Annotated in this window: 18 protein-coding genes and 2 tRNA genes; 11 read left to right on the top strand and 9 right to left on the bottom strand. The window is 68.5% G+C overall.

Annotation, left to right across the window (positions count from 1 at the left end; all coding sequences use genetic code 11):
* The first annotated feature begins 80 nt into the window (after positions 1-80).
* From QH270_RS25425 to QH270_RS25395, 7 genes are all read left to right on the top strand, one after another.
* Positions 81-548, top strand: a complete 468-nt coding sequence (locus QH270_RS25425; RefSeq protein ID WP_110037970.1) for an FHA domain-containing protein FhaB/FipA — start codon at positions 81-83, stop codon at positions 546-548.
* The gene (locus QH270_RS25420; RefSeq protein WP_280346607.1) at positions 545-1,996 is read left to right on the top strand and encodes a PP2C family protein-serine/threonine phosphatase; all 1,452 of its coding nucleotides are present in this window, start codon (positions 545-547) and stop codon (positions 1,994-1,996) included. The genes QH270_RS25425 and QH270_RS25420 overlap by 4 nt, the downstream gene beginning before the upstream one ends.
* On the top strand, positions 1,996-3,468 hold the full coding sequence (locus tag QH270_RS25415) for an FtsW/RodA/SpoVE family cell cycle protein (RefSeq protein WP_280346606.1): 1,473 nt from the start codon (positions 1,996-1,998) through the stop codon (positions 3,466-3,468). The genes QH270_RS25420 and QH270_RS25415 overlap by 1 nt, the downstream gene beginning before the upstream one ends.
* On the top strand, positions 3,465-4,931 hold the full coding sequence (locus tag QH270_RS25410) for a peptidoglycan D,D-transpeptidase FtsI family protein (protein ID WP_110037967.1): 1,467 nt from the start codon (positions 3,465-3,467) through the stop codon (positions 4,929-4,931). The genes QH270_RS25415 and QH270_RS25410 overlap by 4 nt, the downstream gene beginning before the upstream one ends.
* A 37-nt stretch (positions 4,932-4,968) precedes the next feature.
* Positions 4,969-6,495, top strand: a complete 1,527-nt coding sequence (locus QH270_RS25405; protein WP_280346605.1) for a protein kinase domain-containing protein — start codon at positions 4,969-4,971, stop codon at positions 6,493-6,495.
* Positions 6,492-8,393: a Stk1 family PASTA domain-containing Ser/Thr kinase gene (gene pknB, locus QH270_RS25400; RefSeq protein WP_280346604.1), complete on the top strand. Its 1,902-nt coding sequence runs from the start codon at positions 6,492-6,494 to the stop codon at positions 8,391-8,393. The genes QH270_RS25405 and pknB overlap by 4 nt, the downstream gene beginning before the upstream one ends.
* A gap of 67 nt (positions 8,394-8,460) precedes the next feature.
* Positions 8,461-8,880 (top strand): CBS domain-containing protein, encoded by a 420-nt coding sequence (locus QH270_RS25395; RefSeq protein ID WP_110037964.1) that lies wholly within the window; start codon positions 8,461-8,463, stop codon positions 8,878-8,880.
* Between the two features lie 3 nt (positions 8,881-8,883).
* Here the strand turns inward: QH270_RS25395 and QH270_RS25390 are convergent, their stop codons facing one another.
* The 3 genes from QH270_RS25390 to QH270_RS25380 form a co-directional block, all read right to left on the bottom strand.
* Positions 8,884-9,351, bottom strand: coding sequence for a deaminase (locus QH270_RS25390; protein WP_110037963.1), 468 nt, complete (start codon positions 9,349-9,351; stop codon positions 8,884-8,886).
* 144 nt (positions 9,352-9,495) lie between these two features.
* On the bottom strand, positions 9,496-10,182 hold the full coding sequence (locus tag QH270_RS25385; RefSeq protein WP_280346603.1) for a RibD family protein: 687 nt from the start codon (positions 10,180-10,182) through the stop codon (positions 9,496-9,498).
* Between the two features lie 113 nt (positions 10,183-10,295).
* Positions 10,296-10,958, bottom strand: a complete 663-nt coding sequence (locus tag QH270_RS25380; protein WP_280346602.1) for an aminodeoxychorismate/anthranilate synthase component II — start codon at positions 10,956-10,958, stop codon at positions 10,296-10,298.
* A 93-nt stretch (positions 10,959-11,051) separates the two neighbouring features.
* Between QH270_RS25380 and crgA the strand changes: the two genes are divergently transcribed.
* Together crgA and QH270_RS25370 are read left to right on the top strand one after the other, a co-directional pair.
* On the top strand, positions 11,052-11,315 hold the full coding sequence (gene crgA, locus QH270_RS25375) for a cell division protein CrgA (RefSeq protein ID WP_110037961.1): 264 nt from the start codon (positions 11,052-11,054) through the stop codon (positions 11,313-11,315).
* A gap of 103 nt (positions 11,316-11,418) precedes the next feature.
* Positions 11,419-11,865, top strand: coding sequence for a PH domain-containing protein (locus tag QH270_RS25370; RefSeq protein WP_280346616.1), 447 nt, complete (start codon positions 11,419-11,421; stop codon positions 11,863-11,865).
* A gap of 75 nt (positions 11,866-11,940) precedes the next feature.
* Here the strand turns inward: QH270_RS25370 and QH270_RS25365 are convergent, their stop codons facing one another.
* Positions 11,941-12,468, bottom strand: coding sequence for a peptidylprolyl isomerase (locus tag QH270_RS25365; RefSeq protein ID WP_280346601.1), 528 nt, complete (start codon positions 12,466-12,468; stop codon positions 11,941-11,943).
* Between the two features lie 26 nt (positions 12,469-12,494).
* On the opposite strand from QH270_RS25365, the gene QH270_RS25360 reads away from it, so the two are divergent.
* Positions 12,495-12,671, top strand: coding sequence for a hypothetical protein (locus QH270_RS25360; RefSeq protein WP_280346600.1), 177 nt, complete (start codon positions 12,495-12,497; stop codon positions 12,669-12,671).
* 4 nt (positions 12,672-12,675) lie between these two features.
* Here the strand turns inward: QH270_RS25360 and QH270_RS25355 are convergent, their stop codons facing one another.
* The gene (locus tag QH270_RS25355) at positions 12,676-13,470 is read right to left on the bottom strand and encodes an ABC transporter permease (protein WP_233001625.1); all 795 of its coding nucleotides are present in this window, start codon (positions 13,468-13,470) and stop codon (positions 12,676-12,678) included.
* Between the two features lie 56 nt (positions 13,471-13,526).
* Positions 13,527-14,522 (bottom strand): ATP-binding cassette domain-containing protein, encoded by a 996-nt coding sequence (locus tag QH270_RS25350; RefSeq protein WP_280346599.1) that lies wholly within the window; start codon positions 14,520-14,522, stop codon positions 13,527-13,529.
* A 574-nt stretch (positions 14,523-15,096) separates the two neighbouring features.
* Here QH270_RS25350 and QH270_RS25345 point away from each other — a divergent pair.
* A complete protein-coding gene (locus QH270_RS25345; protein WP_280346598.1) occupies positions 15,097-16,674 on the top strand; it encodes a serine hydrolase in 1,578 nt (525 codons plus the stop codon).
* Here QH270_RS25345 and QH270_RS25340 read toward each other — a convergent pair.
* The 3 genes from QH270_RS25340 to QH270_RS25330 all read right to left on the bottom strand — a co-directional run bounded on the left by QH270_RS25340 (position 16,664) and on the right by QH270_RS25330 (position 17,877).
* The gene (locus tag QH270_RS25340; protein ID WP_280346597.1) at positions 16,664-17,566 is read right to left on the bottom strand and encodes an acyl-CoA dehydrogenase family protein; all 903 of its coding nucleotides are present in this window, start codon (positions 17,564-17,566) and stop codon (positions 16,664-16,666) included. The two genes, QH270_RS25345 and QH270_RS25340, sit on opposite strands and share 11 nt — an antisense overlap.
* A gap of 5 nt (positions 17,567-17,571) precedes the next feature.
* Positions 17,572-17,644 (bottom strand) — tRNA-Ala (locus QH270_RS25335).
* A gap of 159 nt (positions 17,645-17,803) precedes the next feature.
* Positions 17,804-17,877, bottom strand: a tRNA-Ile gene (locus tag QH270_RS25330).
* Positions 17,878-18,123 lie beyond the last annotated feature (246 nt).

Genomic DNA, 18,123 nt, shown 5'->3' with positions numbered 1-18,123 from the left:
GCAAGCCAGCACGCTGGCGGGGGTGGTTCGTTCCGCACCCGCCGTACCGACGTACCCGGGCGAACAGGAGGTGGAACGCCGTGCAGGGATTGATCCTGCAATTGACCCGCGCGGGGTTCCTGCTGCTGCTCTGGTTGTTCGTCTGGGCCGTCCTGCGGACCTTGCGCAGCGATATCTACGCGGCATCCGGCATCCGGATACAGCCCAGGGCCGCGCGCGGTTCCACGGTGCTGCCTTCCTTCAGCCGAGGCCAGAAGGGCGCCAAGTATCTAGTGGTGACTCATGGTTCACTCGCCGGCACGCGAATCACCCTCGGCACACAGCCGGTCCTCATCGGCCGCGCCGACGATTCGACGCTGGTACTCACCGACGACTACGCCTCGACCAGGCACGCGCGACTCTCTCAGCGTGGTGACGACTGGTACGTGGAAGACCTCGGTTCCACCAACGGCACTTATCTCGACCGCGCGAAAGTCACCACCGCTGTCCGTGTTCCGCTCGGTACTCCGGTCCGGGTCGGCAAAACTGTGATCGAGCTGCGATCGTGACACTTGTTCTGCGCTACACCGCGCGAAGCGACCGGGGCCTCGTCCGAGGCAACAACGAGGATTCGGTCTACGCGGGCGCTCGCCTGCTGGCCCTCGCCGACGGCATGGGTGGCCACGCCGCCGGTGAAGTCGCCTCCCAACTGATGATCGCCGCGCTGGCGCATCTCGACGACGACGAGCCCGGCGAGGACATCCTCACCAAGCTCGACCGCGCCACCCGCTCCGGCAACGCCGCCATCGCCGACCACGTCGAGGCCGAGCCCGAACTCGACGGCATGGGCACCACGCTCACCGCGATCCTGTTCGCCGGTCGCAAGCTCGGCATGGTGCACATCGGCGATTCGCGCGCCTACCTGCTGCGCGACGGCGAACTGGCCCAGATCACCCGCGACGACACCTTCGTGCAGTCGCTGGTCGACGAGGGCCGGATCACCCCCGAGCAGGCGCACACCCATCCGCAGCGGTCGCTGATCATGCGCGCCCTCACCGGCAACGAGATCGAGCCGACGCTGATCATGCGCGAAGCCCGCGCCGGCGACCGGTACCTGCTGTGCTCCGACGGCCTCTCCGACGTGGTGAGCGACGAGACCATCGGCAACACCATGCGCGAGGGCAACACCGACGAGTGCGCCGACCGGCTCATCGAGCTGGCGCTGCGCAGCGGCGGGCCCGACAACGTCACCGTCGTCGTCGCGGACGTGATCGACCTCGACTACGGCCAGAGCCATCCGATCGTGGCGGGCGCCGCCTCCACCGAGGAGGAGGAAGACGCCCCGCCGCCGAACACCGCGGCAGGCCGCGCCGCCGCGATGCGCCCGCCGCGCGCCCAGCCGCGCCGGGCCGCCGCCGCGCCACCGCCGCCGGAGCCGAAGTCGCACAAGCTGCGCTGGCTGCTGCTGTCGGTGGCGTTGATCGCCGCGGTCGCCGTCGGACTCGTCGTCGGCTACAAGATGATTCGCAGCAACTACTACGTGGGCGCCGACAACGATCAGGTGGTCGTGATGCGCGGCCTGCCCGGCTCGATCCTCGGCTACTCGATCCACGATGTGGAGCTCACCGGCTGCGTCAACGGCAAGGGCGAACTGACCCTCGTCGCCGCGGGCGAGTCGGCGCCGAACGGCTGCAAGAAGCTCATGGTGAGCGATCTCAAGCAGACCGGCCGCGACCAGGTCCAGAAGGGCCTGCCGCCGGACTCGCTGGACAAGGCGCGCGACAGCATGAAGGTACTGGCGCAGAAGGAACTGCTGCCGCCGTGCCCGAAGAAGGAAGCCGTGCCCCAGCCCGGCGTGCTGCCGACCGAGCAGCCGCCCGCCGTCCCCGGCGGCGCGCCGACGCCCGGCCCTGATCAGCCCGCGACACCCACCACGACGCCCGCCCCGCCGACCACCACCACCTCCCCCACGACAACTCCGCAGATCTCAGGGGAGAACTGCCGGGTGACGGACTGATGTCCGCACCGGCACCGCCGTCGGCTGGGGCTTTCCCCAGCCCCCCTGGCGGATTCGCGCCAGCACCACCCCCGTCGACGCGCCGCAACCAGGAGTTGCTGCTGCTGGCGGGGGCGGCGGGGATCACGACGGTGTCGTTGTTCATCGTCGAGGCGAGCCAGGAACAGTCGATCACCTGGGACATCGCCAAGTACGGGCTGGCCTTCCTCGCGCTGTTCGGCATCGCGCATCTGGCCGTGCGGCGGTTCGCGCCGTTCGCCGACCCGCTGCTGCTACCGATCATCGCGCTGCTCAACGGCTTGGGCCTGGTGCTGATCCATCGCCTCGACCTCGCGGACGCGCAGAAAGCGGCGTACGACTCGAGCCCGATCCCCTCCCCCGACGCCAACCAGCAGATCATGTGGACCGGCCTGGGCATCGTGGTGTTCATCACCCTGCTCATCGTCTTGCGTGACTACCGCACGCTCGCCCGCTACACCTACACCCTAGGCCTGGTCGGCCTGGTCGCGCTGGCGATTCCGGCACTGTTGCCGAGCGCGTTCTCCGAAGTCAACGGCGCCAAGATCTGGATCAAGCTGCCCGGATTCAGTGTGCAGCCGGGCGAATTCGCCAAGATCCTGCTGATCGTGTTCTTCGCCGGCGTGCTCGTGGCCAAGCGTGATCTGTTCACCGCGGCGGGCAAGCACTTCCTCGGCATGGAGTTGCCGCGCCCGCGCGACATGGGCCCGGTGCTCATCGTGTGGGTCGTCTGCATCGGCGTGCTGGTCCTGGAGAAGGACCTCGGCACCTCGCTGCTGATCTTCGGCACGGTGCTGGTGATGATCTACATCGCGACCGAGCGGGTCGGCTGGCTGATCATCGGCGGCGGTCTGCTCGTGCTCGGCTTCGTCTTCGCGTACCAGCTGTTCGGGCACGTGCGGGTGCGCGTCGACACCTGGCTGCACCCGTTCGACGACTACCACAACACCGGCTACCAGATCTCGCAGTCGCTGTTCGGCTTCGCGACCGGCGGGCTGGCCGGTACCGGTCTCGGCAGCGGGCGGCCCAACCAGGTGCCCTTCGCCAAGACCGACTTCATCGTCACCACCATCGGCGAGGAGCTGGGCCTGATCGGGCTCACCGCCGTGCTGATGCTGTTCCTGATCTTCATCGTGCGTGGCCTGCGGACCGCGCTGGCCGTGCGCGACAGCTTCGGCAAGCTGCTCGCGGCCGGGCTGTCGTTCACCATCGCGATCCAGATCTTCGTCGTCGTCGGCGGCGTCACCAAGTTGATCCCGCTCACCGGCCTGACCACGCCGTTCATCTCCTACGGCGGTTCCTCACTGCTGGCGAACTACGCGCTGCTCGGGCTGTTGATCAAGATCTCCGACGCCGCCCGCGCGCCCGCACCGGCGCGCAAACGTGGCCCGGCGCCGATCGCGGAGGCGCCGACCGAGATGTTCCGCAGGTCGGAAGGCAGGGCGAGCGAATGAACACTCCGCTACGTCGCGTCGCCGTCGCGGTGATGGTGATGGTGGTCGCGTTGCTGGTCAACGCGACCTATCTGCAGGTGGTCAAGGCCGACGATCTGCGCAGCGATCCACGGAACTCACGCGTGCTGCTCGACGAGTACTCGCGCCAACGCGGCCAGATCTCCGCGGGCGGCACCGTGCTCGCCAGCTCGGTCGCCACCGACGACCGCTACAAGTACCTGCGCCAGTACCCGAGCACCCCGCCCGCCTATGCGCCGGTCACCGGGTTCTACTCGATGCAGTACGGCAAGACCGGGCTCGAGCTGGCCGAGGATCCGCTGCTGTCGGGCAACGACTCCAGCCTGTTCGGCCGCCGCCTGATCGACATGTTCTCCGGCCGCGACCCGCGCGGCGCCAACGTGCTCACCACGCTGAACCCGGTGATGCAGCAGGTGGCATACGACCAGATGACCTCCAAGGGCTACACCGGCGCGGTCGTGGCGATCGAGCCGAGCACCGGCAAGATCCTGACGATGGTGTCGACGCCGAGCTACGACCCCAACGAGCTGTCGGGTCACGACGGCGCCGCGGGCCGGGCGGCGTGGGAGCGGCTGAGCACCGACCAGTCGCAGCCGATGCTCAATCGCGCCGTCTCGCAGACCTACCCGCCCGGGTCCACGTTCAAGACCATCGTGACCGCGGCCGCGCTGTCCAACGGTGTGGCCGGTCCCGACGACCAGTTCACCGCCGCGCCCAACATCACGCTGCCCGGCACCAGCACCACGCTGGAGAACTACGGCGGCAGCACCTGCGGCGACGGCCCGACCGCGAGCCTGTACGAGGCGTTCCGGCGCTCGTGCAACACCGCGTTCGTCGAGCTCGGCATGAAGGTCGGCGCGAGCGCGCTCAAGGACGAGGCCGCGGCCTTCGGCATCGGCCCGCACCGCGGGGTGCCGATCCCGGTCGCCGAGTCGACCGTCGGCCCGATCCCGGACAACCCGGCGCTCGGCCAGTCCAGCATCGGTCAGCGCGATGTCGCGGTCACCCCGCTCGACATCGCGGTGGTCGCCGCGACCATCGCCAACGGCGGAACCAGGATGCAGCCGTACCTGGTCGACCAGACCCAGGCGCCCGACCTGTCCGAGCTGAGCAAGACCAAGGCCGTCTCGGTCGGACAAGCCGTGAGCCCACAGGTAGCGTCGACCCTGACGAATCTGATGGTCGCCTCGGAGGCCAATACCGCGGGCGGTGGCCGGTCGCCGTACCAGATCGCGTCCAAGACCGGAACGGCCGAACACGGCAGCAATCCCCGTAACACCCCGCCACACGCCTGGTATATGGCCTTCGCGCCCGCGCAGAACCCGAAGATCGCCATCGCGGTGATCGTCGAGAACGGCGGCGACCGGAGTCTGTCGGCCACCGGTGGCTCGGTGGCGGCACCGATCGCCAGGTCGGTGCTGGATGCGGGCCTGGCAGGGGGCTGAACGAAATGAGTGTGCGAGTGACAACACGGGGGCCCCGATGCTGAACAACGGTGCCATGATCGCCGACCGCTATCGCCTGCAGCGGCTCATCGCCACGGGCGGTATGGGTCAGGTGTGGGAAGCGATGGACACCCGGCTCGACCGCCGGGTGGCGGTCAAGGTCCTCAAGACCGAGTTCTCCGCCGACCCGACGTTCCGTCAGCGATTCCGGACCGAGGCGCGCACCACCGCGCAGCTCAACCACCCCGGCATCGCGGGCATCTACGACTACGGCGAGACCACCGACCCCTCCGGTGGCGAGACCGCGTACCTGGTGATGGAGCTCGTGCAGGGCGAGCCGCTCAACGCGGTGCTGAACCGGATGGGCAGGCTCTCGGTCGTCCAGGGTCTGGACATGCTCGAGCAGACCGGTCGCGCACTCGAGGTCGCGCATGCCGCCGGCGTGGTGCACCGCGACGTGAAACCGGGGAACATCCTGGTCACGCCCACCGGCCAGGTGAAGATCACCGACTTCGGCATCGCCAAGGCGGTCGACGCGTCGCCGGTCACCAAGACCGGCATGGTGATGGGCACCGCCCAGTACATCGCGCCCGAACAGGCCGTCGGCGAGGACGCCACCGCGGCGAGCGACGTGTACTCCCTCGGCATCGTCGGCTACGAGGCGCTGGCGGGCATGCGCCCGTTCACCGGTGAGGGCGCCATCACCGTCGCGATGAAGCACGTCCGCGACGCGCCGCCGCCGATGCCCGCCGATCTGCCCGCCAACGTGCACGAGCTGATCGCGATCACGATGGCCAAGGACCCGACCCAGCGCTACAGCAGCGGTGGCGAGTTCGCCGACGCCGTCGCCGCGGTCCGCGCCGGACACATGCCCCCGCCGCCCGCCGGTGTCGGCTCGTCGATGACCGGGGCGACCCGTGTCCTGCCGCCCGGCCCGACCGTGGCGATCCCGGCCGCCGCCGACTACGACGGCGCCACCATGCGTTTCGGCAACCAGCCGCCGACGCCGGTCCCCGGCGGCGGTTACACCGGACCCGCCACCCAGGCCGCCGCTCCGGCGGCCGTCGCGGCGACCGAGACCAAGAACAACAACCAGAAGTGGCTGCTCGCCCTCGGCATCGGCGCCCTGCTGCTCGGCGGCGGTGTGCTCTGGCTGCTGTTCGGCGGCGAACCGAATCGCAGCACCGGTCCGTCGACGACCACCGTGCAGACGACGACGCCGCCGCCCCCGCGCACGACCACCACGGTGGTCGTACCGCCGCCGGTCGTGCCGACCGAGGAACCGACAACCACGCCGCCGCCGCAGACGACCACCACCACCGAGCCGCCGACGACGACAACGGAACCGCCGACCACCACCACGGAACCGCCGACGACGACCTCGTCCAAGCCGACGACCACCGCCAAGACCACGAAACCGACCACCACCAAGCCGGCGGCGGGCACGACGACGGTCAACGGACGTCCCCGGCTGCCCACGATCGATCTGCCGTTCCCGGACGCCCCGAACGCGCTCGGCCCGAACATCTCCGTCGACAACACTCCGCCACAAGGACAACCATGACGACCCCGAAGAATCTCTCCTCGCGGTACGAGCTGGGCGAGATCATCGGGTTCGGTGGCATGTCGGAGGTGCACAAGGCACGCGATGTGCGCCTCTCACGTGACGTCGCGATCAAGGTGCTGCGGGCCGACCTGGCCCGCGATCCCACGTTCTACCTGCGGTTCAAGCGCGAGGCACAGAACGCGGCCGCGCTGAATCATCCGGCCATCGTCGCGGTGTACGACACGGGCGAGGCCACCGTCGACGGCGGTCCGCTGCCGTACATCGTGATGGAGTACGTCGAGGGCGACACCCTGCGCGACATCGTGCGCGGCAAGGGTCCGCTCGCGCCGCGCAAGGCGATGGAAGTCGTGGCCGACGTGTGCGCCGCGCTCGATTTCAGCCACAAGGCCGGGATCGTGCACCGCGACATGAAGCCGGCCAACATCATGATCAACCGCGCCGGCGCGGTGAAGGTGATGGACTTCGGCATCGCGCGCGCGATCGCCGACAGCTCCAACCCGATGACCCAGACCGCCGCCGTCATCGGCACCGCCCAGTACCTCTCCCCGGAGCAGGCGCGCGGCGAGACCGTCGACGCGCGCTCGGATGTGTACTCGGTCGGCTGCGTGCTGTTCGAAATCCTCACCGGTCAGCCGCCGTTCACCGGTGACTCGCCGGTCGCGGTCGCGTACCAGCACGTCAAAGAGGATCCGCCGCTGCCGTCGTCGATCAATCCCGGCGTGCCGCGCGAACTCGACTCGGTGATCCTCAAGGCGATGGCCAAGAACCCGGCCAACCGCTACCAGACGGCCGCGGAGATGCGCGCCGATCTGATCCGGGTGCTCGGCGGGCAGAAGCCGAGCGCGCCGATGGTGATGAGCGACGAAGACCGCACCACCATCATGGATTACGACGAGCCGTCGCCCCGCGCGTTCCACGATCGCGGCGACGACACCTCCGAACAGGCCGCGATCGCGCCGCCCGCCGAGGGCCGCAACCGCACCGGGCTGATCGCGCTCGGGGTGGCCGCCGCGCTCGCCGTCGCGTTCGGACTGTTCTGGGTGCTGATCGGGCCCGGCGCCAATCCCGACCAGGTCGCCGTGCCCGATGTGTCCGGTCAGCCCTCACAGCAGGCGCAGTCCGCGCTGCAGGCGGCCGGATTCCAGGTCGCGGTGCAGCAGAAACCGGATGGCAAGGTGACCCCGGGCAACGTCATCGCGACCCAGCCGCTCGGCGGTTCGCGCATCGACGAGGGCAGTACCGTCACCGTGCAGGTCTCCACCGGCCCGTCGCAGGTACAGGTGCCGCGCCTGGCCGGTCTCACCCAGGCCGAAGCCGAGCAGAAGCTGAACTCGATCGGTCTGCGGATGGATCCGAACGTGGCGCGCAAGGCCTCGAGCACAGCCGAGATCGACAAGGTGACCGGCCAGGAACCGAGCGCGGGCGTGCGGGTCGACATCGACCAGCCGATCGTGCTCACCATCGGCTCCGGACCGGAGCAGGTGCGGGTGCCGACCGTGGTCGGCCAGGACATCTCCGTGGCCCAGCCCAACCTGGCCGACACCGCGGGTTTCAAGGTCGAGATCCAGGAGGTGAAGTCGACCGCGCCGAAGGGCCAGGTCCTCTCCACCAACCCGGCCGGTGGCAGCACCGCGGAGAAGGGTTCGACGATCACCGTGCAGGTCTCGGCCGGTGACCGCATCACCGTGCCCGATCTGAACGGGCTCACCCCGACCCAGGCCCAGGAGCAGCTGCGCGCCCTCGGCTGGACCGGTCAGCTGAGCCAGACCACGGTGATCACCCTCGACAGCAGTGCGTCGGGCAAGATCGTCGGCCAGAGTCCGGCGGCCGGATCGACAGTCACCATGAACGGCAATGTCGTACTACAGGTCGGTGCTTCGCCGATTCCTCGTTGAGACCTGACGGGAGAAGAATCGGGGCTGCTTCATCCCATCAGCAACGCTGTACGAGGAGGTAAGCCCTATGACCACGGCCAGGGACATCATGAAGCCGGGCGCCCAGTGGATCAGCCGCGGTGACACCGTGGCGACCGCGGCGACGGCGATGGCCGATCTCGGAGTCGGCTCACTCGTCGTCGCCGACGACAACGAGCGCATGTGCGGCATCATCACCGATCGCGACATCGTGGTGAAGTGCATCGCGCTCGGCCTCTCCCCGGAGACGACCACGGCGGCCGAACTGTGTGAGTCCACGCCGCGCTGGGTCAGCGCGGACGCCGATGTGGAGGACGTGCTCGACCAGATGGAGGGTCATCGGGTCAAGCGGATGCCGGTGATCGAGGACAAGCGGTTGGTCGGGATGATCAGCGAGGCCGATCTGGCCAGGCACCTCGACGACAACCAGCTCGGCGAATTCGTCACCGCCATCTACGGGCGGCCCTGAGCCTCAACCCAGATCGAGGTGGGTGTTCATCGACATGGCCTCCTCGGCCAGGTCGGTGAGTTCGACGACCCGCACGCCATGACGGCGGAGTTTGTCCACACCCTCGCACGCGGCGACGAACAGGCTCGGCTCGCGCCACGCGATGACGACGGTCGGGATGCCGGCGGCCAGGATGCGGTCGGCACACGGCGGTCGGTTCGCCGTGGCGCGGGTCGAGCACGGCTCCAGCGTGCTGTAGATCGTCGCCCTGGTCAGGCGCGGGTCGTCTGGGTCGAGTTTGTTCAGCGCCGATTCCTCGGCGTGCACCTTCTCGTCGGTCTCCCTGGACCAGCCGGTGGCGATCTCCACACCGTCGGCCACGATCACCGCACCCACCGAGTAGGCCGTCGAGCTGGGCGGACAGTTTCTGGCGAGCTCGATGGCCCTGTGCATGAAGCGGTGGTCGGTGCTCTCGGCGCTGTCTGCGCTCATCGAATTCCCCTGCCGGTCGGGAGTTATCCACAACTCTCGCATGATGTGGATTCAGTCGTGTTCAGGTGTGCAGCGATTTGTTCGACACACTGTGGACAGTGGTATTTCCCCAGGTCGGATTCATGATTTCAACCACAGGACCGGTTAGCGAGTGGACCCGTCCACCGGTCCGACCAGGTATTTCAGCACAGCGACATCCCCAAGTTGTTCCACACCCGCCAGCCGCAGCCGACGTTGTGCACCGCCGGGGAACAGGGCCGGGCCGACGAAGCGCGGCGCGGCCGGATCGCCGACCAGGACCGGCGCGATCGCGAGGTGCAGCTCGTCCACCAGATCCGCGGCAAGGAAACCGGTGTGCATGCCGGTCCCGCCCTCGACCATCAGCCGGTGGATACCGCGCGCGCCGAGGTCGTCGAGCAGCGCCGACAGCGCGAGGTCGGCACCGAGGGCGACCACCTCCGCCGTCCCGGCGAGCCGATCGCCGAGCCGCTGCGCGCCCACGTCGGTGGTGTAGACGAGTTTGGCCCCACCCGTGTGCCAGAACCGCAGCGCGGGATCGAGCTCACCCGACGCGGTGACGGTGACCTTCACCGGATACTCCGGCTTGCCCGCCGCCACCCGTGCCGCCCGCCGCTCGGCGCTGTTCACCAGGAGTCGCGGATTGTCGACGCGCAGGGTGCGCGCGCCGATCAGGATGGCGTCGGACTCGGCGCGCACCTGGTCGACCCGATCGAAGTCCGCGCTGTTGGACAGCAGCAGCCGCCGCTCGCTCGCGTCGTCGATGTAGCCGTCGAGGCTCGCCGCCACCGAGAGCAGGACGTGCGGCCTCACTGTGTCATCGGCGGCTGGCGCCGCTCTTCGCGGCCCTGCGAGCCTCGATTCTTCCCTCCGCCGTTCAGTCGCTTCGCTCCTTCTCTCTGTCAGTCCAGAACCGAGGCGGGCCGCTACGAGGTCACCAGCGCGGCGACCTCCGCTTCGAGCGCCGACACCAGGGCCTCGGCGGGACGCTGCCCACACACCTCGAGCCAGTTGGCCAGCATCCGGTGCCCGCCCTGGGTGAGGACCGACTCGGGATGGAACTGCACACCGTGGATCGGCAGGGTGCGGTGCCGCATCGCCATCACGATGCCGCTCTCGGTGTGCCCGACGACGTCGAGTTCCGCGGGCATCGTCTCCGGCAGCACGGTCAGCGAGTGGTAGCGGGTCGCGGTGAACGGGTCGGGCAGGCCGGCGAGCACGCCGGAACCGACGTGGTACACCTGGCTGGTCTTGCCGTGCAGCAGCTCCGGCGCCCGGTCGACGGTGCCGCCGAAGGCCTCGCCGATCGCCTGGTGCCCGAGGCACACCCCCAGCAGCGGGGTGTTGTGCTTCGCGGCCGCGTGCACCATGGGGATGCTCGCGCCCGCCCGATCGGGGCTGCCGGGTCCCGGGCTGACCAAGACGCCGTCGAAGGTGCCGCCCTCGTCACCACGGGTCAGCAGCGTGTCCAGATCAGCGAGTCGCGGGTCGTCGTTGCGCCAGACCACGGCCTCGGCACCAAGCTGGCCGAGGTACTGCACCAGGTTGAACACGAAGCTGTCGTAGTTGTCGACGACCAATACACGCATGCGTAGAGGGTACGTGCCGACCCCGTAGGTCGTCGCATTCATTACCTGGTGGGATAGCCTAGGGGTTACCTGTATTCCGAATTCGAGGACGTCATGCCCAAGTCCAAGGTCCGTAAGAAGGCCGACTACACCCCGAGCCCTGCCAGCCGCACTCCGGTGAAGGTGAAGGCGGGCCCGTCGCCGGCTTGGTACGTCGCGATCATGCTTGGCTTCATGCTGGCCGGACTCGTGTGGCTGCTGGTGTACTACCTGGCCGCCGAGCAGATCAGCTGGATGAACGATCTCAACGCCTGGAACTTCCTGATCGGCTTCGGCCTGATGGTCATCGGCCTGATCATGACCATGCGATGGCGCTGAGCGGTCGCCGCGCACCGGATTACACCGGTGTTATTCATGCACACCTGTGGATGAAGCTGTGGACAACTCGAGGAGCAATGGGGGACGAAGCCGCGTGAACGCTGTGGATTCCACCGACGGCACCTCGTGGACAACGCCGACAGCCGGTCTCGTCGCGGTCTCCGGCGGCGGCGTGATCCTCGCGATCGCGGCGCTGCTGGCCAACGACGGCCCCAGCAGGCTGCTCGTCGGCCTGGCCGCGCTCGCCGTACTGGCCATGGCGGTGATCGCCGTTCGCCAGCGCCCCCGGCTGACCATGGTGTCCGGCGCACAGCCGCGCCTGATCGTCGGCACGTTCACCGGCCCCAAGGAATATCCGCTGGACCGGATCGACCGCATCCGGATGGTCTCCTACCGGCGGTTGGGCCGGAAGTCGGCCATGCTCGAGATCGATGTCCAGCACGAGGGCTCGGAGCGCCTGCTGATCTTCGGCCGCTGGGATCTCGGCACCAATCCCCACGATGTGTACGACGCGCTCGTCGTCAACGGCTTCGCGTCGGTGGCCGACTGACCGCAACGTTTCACGTGAAGCAATGAACTCCCCGTCGCGACGATCGCGGCGGGGAGTTCTGCTGTGGAGCGCGGCTCAGTCGAGGCTGATCGAGGAGATCACGACCGGTTCCGTCGGCCGATCGTTGCGGTCGGTCGGCACCGCGGCGATCGCGTCCACCACCTTGCGCGAATCGGGGTCGACCACCTCGCCGAAGATGGTGTGCTTGCGATTCAGGTGCTTCTGCGGCGAGACGGTGATGAAGAACTGCGATCCGTTCGTGCCCGGTCCCGCGTTGGCCATCGCGAGCAGGTAGCCGCGGTCGAACCGCAGGTCGGGGTGGAATTCGTCGCCGAACTCGAAGCCGGGGCCGCCGCGGCCGGTGCCGGTCGGGTCGCCGCCCTGGATCATGAATCCCGCCATCACCCGGTGGAACGTGGCGCCGTCGTAGAACGGGCCGCTCTCGGAGCCGGCGGCATTCAGCGTGGTGTACGGCGCGCTGCCGTCGACGAGGGCCACGAAGTTACGCACCGTCTTCGGGGCGTGGTTTCCGAAGAGCGCGATCTTGATATCGCCGTGGTTGGTGTGCAGCGTCGCCACGGCGGTCTGGTGGGGTGAGGTCACGCAGATATTTATGCCACAGTGGTCGCATGAAGCTTCGCAACCCGCTCATCGCGTCCGCCGCCGTCGTCGGGGCCGGGGCCCTCGCCTGGCTCGCCCGCAGCAAGCGTCCGCAACTCCCCGAGCCCGCGGCCGAACCGCCCCGTCTCGGCTACTCCCGCAACGGTGCCGCGTCGGCCCCCGGTGTGGAGGCCGACGCGCACTGAACCGTCAGCGGCTCACGGACTTCTTGTACTGCACCTGAGCCAACGGCACGAACACCACCAGGATCACCACGATCCACACGACCGAGGTCAGCACCGGGTGCTGCATCGGCCACGCCTCCGAGACCGGCGCCATCGGGCTGGTATTGCCGAACAGATCGCGTACCGCCTGGGTGAGCGCCGACATCGGGTTCCACTCCGCGAAGATCCGCAGCGGCGTCGGCATGTCGTCGATCGGCACGAACGCGTTCGACAGGAACGTCAGCGGGAAGATCACCATGAAGCTGGCGTTGTTGAACACCTCCGGCGCCCGGACGAGCAGGCCGACGACGGCCATCATCCAGGACAGCGCGTACGCGAACAGCAGCATCAGCACATAGGCGAGCACCGCGTCGAGGAACGAGCCGCGGATCCGCCAGCCGACCACCAGGCCCGTCAGCGACATGACGACGAGGCTGACCACATTGATCACCACATCGCTGATGGTCCGGCCGAACAGCACCGCCGAGGGCGCCATCGGCAGCGAACGGAACCGGTCGATGATGCCCTTCTGCATGTCCTCGGCCAGGCCCGCGCCGGTGAAGGTGGCGCCGAAAACCACGGTCTGGACGAAGATGCCCGCGATGAGGAATTCGCGGTAGCCGCCCTCCAGCCCGGGAATCTTGATCGCCGAACCGAACACGTACGCGAACAGCAGCACGAACATGATCGGCGACAGCGTGGTGAAGATCAGCACGTCGGGCACGCGCTTGATCTTGATGACATTGCGCTTGGCGATGGTCATGCTGTCGCTGACGACCATCGAGAGTCGCTCGCCCACGCTCGGCCCCTGGGTGTCGTTCTTGTCGAGAGTGAGGCTCATCGGTTCTGTCCTTCCTCGGCGCCGACCTTCTCCGCCTCGCCGTTGACGAGTTCCTCGGCCTCGTGGCCGGTGAGCGTGAGGAAGACGTCGTCGAGCGAGGGCCGCCGCAGCGCGACGTCGTTGATCTGCACCTTGTGTTCGGTGAGCCTGCCGATCGCGGCGACCAGGTCCTGTGAGCCGTCGGCCACCGGCACGGTGATCCGCCGCAGCCCGGGCTCGACATGGATCTCGCCGTCGGCCAGCGCGGAGAGCACCTGCTGGGCGGGGCCGAGCTGATCGGGCGAGCCGACGGTGAGCTCGATGCGGTCGCCGCCGACGAGGGCCTTGAGCTCGTCGGCGGTGCCGCGGGCGATCACCTTGCCGTGGTCGATGACGGCGATCGAGTCGGCCAGCCGGTCGGCCTCGTCCATGTACTGGGTGGTGAGCAGCAGCGTGGTGCCACCGGCGACGAGTTCCTCGATGACGTCCCACAGATCCAGCCGGGCCCGCGGATCGAGGCCGGTGGTCGGTTCGTCCAGGAACAGCACGGGCGGGTTGGCAACCAGGGCGCCGGCGAGGTCGAGACGCCTGCGCATACCGCCGGAGTAGCCGCGCACGGGCCGATCGGCCGCGTCGCTGAGCCGGAAGCGGTCGAGCAGTTCACGCGCGCGTTCCTTACTGCGCTGCACGCCGAGGTGGTAGAGCCGCCCCACCATCTCGAGGTTCTCGAAGCCGGTGAGGTATTCGTCGACGGCCGCGTACTGGCCGGACGCGCCGATCCGGGAACGCAGCGCCTGAGGATTGTTGAGAACATCGATCCCCGCGACCGTCGCACGGCCTTCGTCGGGGATCAGCAGGGTGGTGAGTACGCGAACAGTCGTGGTCTTTCCCGCGCCGTTGGGGCCGAGAAGTGCGGTAACAGTACCTTCGGGGATGGTGAGATCCAGGCCGTCCAGGGCGATGAGCTGCCCATACCGTTTGACCAGACCCTCGGCGACGATTGCGTCGGGCATGATTCTCCTGATGTCGTGGGTCAACGCTTTGCCCCAGTATTGCGCCACCCACCGACAAGTCGCATCCCCATTTGTGGGGGCTTTCAAACGTTATGTACACATTTGTTCGACATGCCGAGATTCAGCGACACGCGGCGAATCGGACTGATTTTGCGGGGGCCGTCCGCGCAAGCCCCAGATCTCGAGGGCACGCCGACCGTGCCGCACACCGAAACATGTTCATCGATATTTCCGGGTAAAAGCTTGTGTACCAGCACTTTCCGCGCGTCGTAAGACGATTGTCGGGCGTGTGCGCGCCGGATCGACCCGTCGCGGCGCCGGACGACGACCCCGCTCCCGCCCGTCGACGCCGAAAAATCTCGGAAACTGCTTCGTTGCGCGTACACCAATTCCGCTGACATCGCGTAGGATCGTTCACGTCGGCCCCTCCCCCCCGGGCCGACCCTACGCGGGCCTCGGCTAACTCCCCCCCTTCGCCGAGGCCCGCTCCCCATTTTCCGGGCCGGTTCGGTCCCCGCGTCACAGTCCAGCCACGTTCCCGCGATCACCCCGCAACCGGGACTATCGTCGGCCCATGGTGCCCCGCAGAGGCGCGATCGCGGCGCTGGTGGTGTCGATGATCGTCGTGGTCGGCTGTAGCGGATCGGCCGACGACGAGAGCGCGCCCGCGACCACGACGAACCAGCTCCCACCGAACCAGGTCGCGGCGGTCGACATCCCCGCCGACGCGGTCGACAAGGCCGTCGGCAGGCTCGACGAGCTGGCCGGCTCGCTCATGGACAGCAGCCGCATCCCCGGTATGGCCGTGGCGGTGGTGCACGGTGGGAAGACCGTGTACGCCAAGGGTTTCGGGGTCCGCGAAGCGGGCCGGGGCGACAAGGTCGACGCCGATACCGTCTTCCAGCTGGCCTCGGTGTCGAAATCGCTCGCGGCGACGGTGGTCGCCCACGAGGTCGGCGCGGGCACCGTCGAGTGGGAGACGCCGGTGGTCTCGAAACTGCCGTCCTTCGCCCTGGCCGACCCGGGCGTCACCGCCCAGCTCACCATCGGTGACCTGTTCGCGCACCGCAGCGGCCTGCCCGACCACGCGGGCGACCGGCTCGAAGATCTCGGCTACGACCGGACGGCGATCCTCGGCAAGCTCCGTCTCGAGCCGCTCGACCCGTTCCGGATCACCTACCACTACACCAACTTCGGCCTCACCGCCGGTGCCGAGGCCGTCGCCGCCGCGGCGGGCGTTCCATGGGAACAGCTCAGCGCCGACGCGCTGTACGAGCCCCTCGGCATGACGTCGACGAGTTCGCGCTTCGACGACTTCCAGGCCCGCCCCAACCGGGCCGTCGGCCACATGGACATCGACGGTTCCTGGGTCGCGAAGCAGGTCCGCGATCCCGACGCGCAGTCGCCTGCGGGCGGGGCGAGCGCGTCGGTGCACGACATGGCCCGCTGGCTGGCGATGCTGCTCGGCAACGGCACGGCGAACGGCACCACGATCGCGCCGCCGGAGGCGCTGCTGCCCGCGATAACGCCGCAGGTGATCTCCTCCCCGGCCACGACCCAGGAGTCGCGAGCGGGTAACTACGGGTTCGGATTCAATGCCTCGATTTCCTCGTCCGGGCGCACCGGCTACAGCCATTCCGGCGCGTTCGCGCTCGGCGCGGCCACCAATTTCCTGGTGATCCCATCGGCCGACGTCGCGATCGTCGCACTCACCAACGCGGCGCCGATCGGTGTGCCGGAGGCGCTCACAGCCGAATTCGGTGACCTGGTGCAGTTCGGCGAGATCCGCGAGGACTGGCGCGCCATCTATCGCGCCGCGATCTCCCCCATCAACGACCCGGAAGGCGACCTCGCCGGAAAGTCGGCTCCCGCGAATCCGGCGGCGGCCCGACCTCTGTCGAGTTATGCGGGCACCTACGCCAACGAGTACTGGGGTCCGGCCACGATCAGCGAGGCCGACGGCGGCCTCGTCCTCACCCTCGGCCCGGACCAGCGCCGGTACCCGCTGCGGCACTGGGACGGCGACACCTTCGCGTTCGACCTCTTCGGCGAGAACGCCCCGCCCGGCACCGTCTCCTCGGCCCGCTTCGACGGCGCACGCCTGGTCCTCGACTACTTCGACGAGGACGGCCTCGGCACCTTCACACGCTGACCGCGCGCCAGGCCGCGGCCAACCGCAGCGCGCGCACCTTGCCCGCCACCGCGAGCAGCGGCTCGTCCCGCTCCCACCGCGCCCGGGTCTCGGCGTCGACCAGGGCCCACAGCGGGGCCAGTTCGGCGCGCAGGCGCGTCAGCCGCTCGAAGACCCCGCCGAGCGCGATGTGCGCGCCCGCCGACCCTGGATCCTCGGTACTCACGCCACGCACGGCCGCAAACAGGCCCAGCAGCTGTTCTACGGGCTCGGCGGGCCAGTTCGCCTGCCGGGCCACCCGGATCAGATAACCGAGCACAGCGGCGACCACATGGAGATCCTCGACGGTGCGGAACGGTTTGAGGTAGTCCGCGTAGCCGTCCCCGGGCAGCAGTTCGCCCGGCGCGGCGTCGAAGGTGACGCCGGCGTGCGGGACCTCCGGGGCGAACGGCAGCGGCGGCAGCGGCGTCACCACGGTGCCCGCACCGGCCGGAACCAGGACGGCTCGCAGGTCGGGTCGGCCGTCCGCTCGGTCGCCGAGCCGGGCGATCACCAGGAACCGGGACGCGAACCGGCCGAGCGTGGCGAAGGATTTCGTGCCGCTGACGAGGCCGTCGGCCGTCACCGTGGTCGTGATCTGCGTGGGCTTGGCGCCGCCGGACTCGGTGGCGCACATGGCGGCTAGCTCCTCGGCGTCCAGCGCGGGGACCATCGCGTGCAGCGCCTCCTGGTAGCCGCCGAGAAACGCCGTACCCGTTGTCGCGCTGTCGAATCCGGCGACCGCGGCCCGGTCCACCGTGCGCACGAAACCGGCGGCGCGCTCGCGCTGCCGAGCGGAGATAACGGAGATGTCACCCGAAGCGGACTCGTCCGGCGTCGCGGTGAGGAGGAAATCGAAAACCGAGGAATTCACAGAAGTGGAGCCTAGGGGAATCGAACCCCTAACCCCTGCCTTGCAAAGGCAGTGCTCTGCCAATTGAGCTAAGGCCCCGTGCGGGTTGGCAACCCCGAATCAGCGAGTGGTGACCTCGCGCCAGACATCAGCGTCGTCGCGCTTGCGGAATTTGGTGATACCGATGAGAACCGCGATCACAATGCCGACCGTGAGGACAATCTTCATGATTCCCACCCTACTGTGATGTTCGGGGAGTGGGCCTAGGAGGACTTGAACCTCCGACCTCTTCGTTATCAGCGAAGCGCTCTAACCGCCTGAGCTATAGGCCCGTACTCGTTTCGGCCCCTGCCGGAGCAGTGAACCGCAACGAGGAACGAGGTTACCCTACCTGCCTCCCGATAACCAAAACGGGCGGGGAGACCCCCATTAGGGGGGGGGCCGGGCGGTGTGGGGCCTCGCGCGGCAGACCTACCTGGTCTCGGTGGTGGCCCCGGAGCAGCGGGGCCGTGCCATGTCGACATTGGCGGGCGCGCATCGGCTCGGGTTCTTCTGCGGGCCTTTCCTCGGCGCCGCGC

This window comes from Nocardia neocaledoniensis (assembly GCF_029868625.1).
GTDB lineage: Bacteria > Actinomycetota > Actinomycetes > Mycobacteriales > Mycobacteriaceae > Nocardia > Nocardia neocaledoniensis_A.
The sequence above is the reverse complement of the archived record's forward strand: the minus strand, read 5'-3'. Positions and strand labels throughout refer to the sequence as shown.